Annotated in this window: 3 protein-coding genes; all 3 read right to left on the reverse strand. The window is 63.3% G+C overall.

All coding sequences use genetic code 11. The features are described 5' to 3' along the window. Nucleotides 1-86 precede the first annotated feature (86 nt). From tnpC to tnpA, 3 genes are read right to left on the reverse strand one after another with little or no spacing between them, the layout of a single operon-like run. Nucleotides 87-1,631: an IS66 family transposase gene (tnpC, locus tag J3U95_RS28080; RefSeq protein ID WP_208281752.1), complete on the reverse strand. Its 1,545-nt coding sequence runs from the start codon at nt 1,629-1,631 to the stop codon at nt 87-89. A 29-nt stretch (nt 1,632-1,660) separates the two neighbouring features. Beyond that, nucleotides 1,661-2,008, reverse strand: a complete 348-nt coding sequence (tnpB, locus tag J3U95_RS28085; RefSeq protein ID WP_208281753.1) for an IS66 family insertion sequence element accessory protein TnpB — start codon at nt 2,006-2,008, stop codon at nt 1,661-1,663. Next, nucleotides 2,005-2,379, reverse strand: coding sequence for an IS66-like element accessory protein TnpA (gene tnpA / locus J3U95_RS28090; RefSeq protein ID WP_370662117.1), 375 nt, complete (start codon nt 2,377-2,379; stop codon nt 2,005-2,007). The genes tnpB and tnpA overlap by 4 nt, the downstream gene beginning before the upstream one ends. Nucleotides 2,380-2,461 lie beyond the last annotated feature (82 nt).

The raw sequence follows: 2,461 nt of genomic DNA on the forward strand, positions 1-2,461 counted from the left end.
AAGGTAAGCGTCGTCCCACCACCGTCTTGAGCAGCGTGTCGATTTAATTGATGATGGCATCACACCGCTGGGAAGCGGAGTGTTGTTCAAGTAGGCTTGATCTGCTGGGGGCAATTCCAGGGCAATAGTTCGTCAACGCGGTTGACGGGATGGTCGGCGATCTGCGTCAGCACATGACGCAACCAGGCTTCGGGGTCGACCCCGTTCAGCTTGGCCGTGCCGATCAACGAGTAGATGGCGGCCGCACGTTCGCCGCCGCTGTCGGCGCCAGCGAACAGGTAATTGCGCCGGCCGATGGCGATGCCACGTAGCGCCCGCTCGGCTGCTGAGTTGTCGATCTCGATGACGCCGTTGTCGCAGTAGTGCAGCAGTGCCGGCCACAGGTTTAGGGCGTACAGGATGGCCGCCGACGTGTCGGATTTGCGCGAGAGCTTTTCAAGCGCGGCGCGCAGCCACTGCTCCAGGTCGTCAAGCAATGGTCGCGCGCGCGCCTGTCGCACTGACAGGCGCTCGTCGGGTGGTTTGCCGCGGATATCGGCCTCGATCAGATACAGTTCGGCGATGCGGCGCAGCGCTTCTGTCGTCAGCGGCGAGGGCCGCGCCACGTGCAGGTCGTGGAACTTGCGGCGCGCGTGCGCCCAACATGCCGCTTCATCGATTACGCCACCTTCGTACAGGGCGTTGAAGCCGGCGTAAGCGTCAGCTTGCAGCACGCCCTCAAACTTGGCCAGGTGCGTTTGCGGATGGATACCCTTGCGGTCTGGCGAGTAGGCGAACCAGACCGCCGGCGGGGTCAAATCGCCGGCCGGCCGGTCGTCTCGCACATAGGTCCAGAGTCGCCCAGTTTTGGTTTTCCCATTGCCCGGCGCGAGCACCGGCACTGGCGTGTCATCAGCGTGCAGTTTGGCCGCTGCCAGCACATGCTTGCGGATCGCGTCGACCAGGGGGCGCAGCAGCGCGCTGGCGGCACCCACCCAGTTGGCCAGCAGTGCCCGGTCCAGATCGAGGCCTTCGCGCGCATAAATCACCGACTGGCGATACAGCGGCAGGTGGTCGGCGAACTTGGCGACCAGCACATGGGCCAGCAAGCCAGGGCCGGCGATACCGCGCTCGATCGGGCGGCTTGGCGCTGGCGCCTGGACGATTGCATCGCAGCAGCCGCAGGCCAATTTAGGGCGCACATGGCGGATCACGCGGAAGCTGGCGGGCACGAACTCCAGCTGCTCGGACACATCTTCACCGAGCTGTTTCAAGTTCCCGCCACAGGTTGGGCAATCTGTCGCCGCAGGCAGATACACTTTTTCATCGCGCGGAAGATGCTCGGGCAGTGGCTTGCGCGGTGCGCGCTGACGCGGCGCGCGATCGGCAGGTGGCATTTCCCGTTCGGCCTCGGCATCGTCGGCCTGCAAATCCTCCAACTGCAATTCAAGCTGTTCGATCTGGTGGTCGAGCTTCTCGGACTTGCGGCCGAACTGCATGCGCCGCAGCTTTGCGATCCATAATTTCAGATGCTCGATCTCGGCGGCGCGCGTGTTCAGCTGTGCCTGCAGTCCCACGATCTGCTCGTCGCGCGCCAACAGCAATGCCTTTAGGGCATCGATATCGTTGGGGAGGTCGGCGGCGGTCAGCATGGGCTGAGTTTACGCGAGGCAGCGGACGTTTACAAGGCTGACGTCGGTCGCCAGGTGCGTTCAGGCCGGCGCCAGTCGATCCCCTCGAGCAGCATCGAAAGCTGCGCCTGCGTCAGCGAGACGCTGCCGCTGTTTGCCTGCGGCCAGACGAAGCGGCCGCGTTCAAGCCGCTTTGCCAGAAGACACAGGCCATCGCCGGACCACCACAAGACCTTGAGCATGTCGCCGCGCCGACCGCGGAACACGAACACATGGCCGCAGTACGGGTCTTCAGCCAACGCGGTTTCGACTTTGGCCGCCAGGCCGTTCATCCCGGCACGCATGTCGGTGACGCCAGCGGCAAGCCAGATCCTCGTGCCTGCAGGCAGGCCGATCATGTGCGCAGACTGTGAAGTACCAACTGGAGCAACACGGCATCGGTGCCGGCACCGACGCGGACAACTGCGTCGGCGATGACGATCTCAATAATGCCTGCTGACGATGTGACGCTTGGATGTGCCTGCAGTGCCTGGGCGCGCTGCACCACGACGGGCAGCAGATGCGCCGACTGCGATTTCGACTCTGTCAGCAGGCCAGCACGCAGGTCGCGCCGCCATTTGAACAGCATGTTCGTGTTGATCCCATGTTGCTGCGCCAGCTTCGACACCGACACACCTGGTTCACACGCTGTCGTGGCCAGGCGGTGCTTGAACTCGGTCGGATAATTGGGACGTCCCTTGCGATTGCTCGTCTGGCCAACAGTGTCCACAGTAGTTCCCATCAAAAAGTAACGGGAACTACTTTCGCAGAGCGAGTTGGCTAGGTACAGACGGTGCTGGGAGGACGCTTAC

Source organism: Massilia oculi (assembly GCF_017582745.1).
GTDB classification, from domain to species: domain Bacteria; phylum Pseudomonadota; class Gammaproteobacteria; order Burkholderiales; family Burkholderiaceae_D; genus Telluria; species Telluria oculi_A.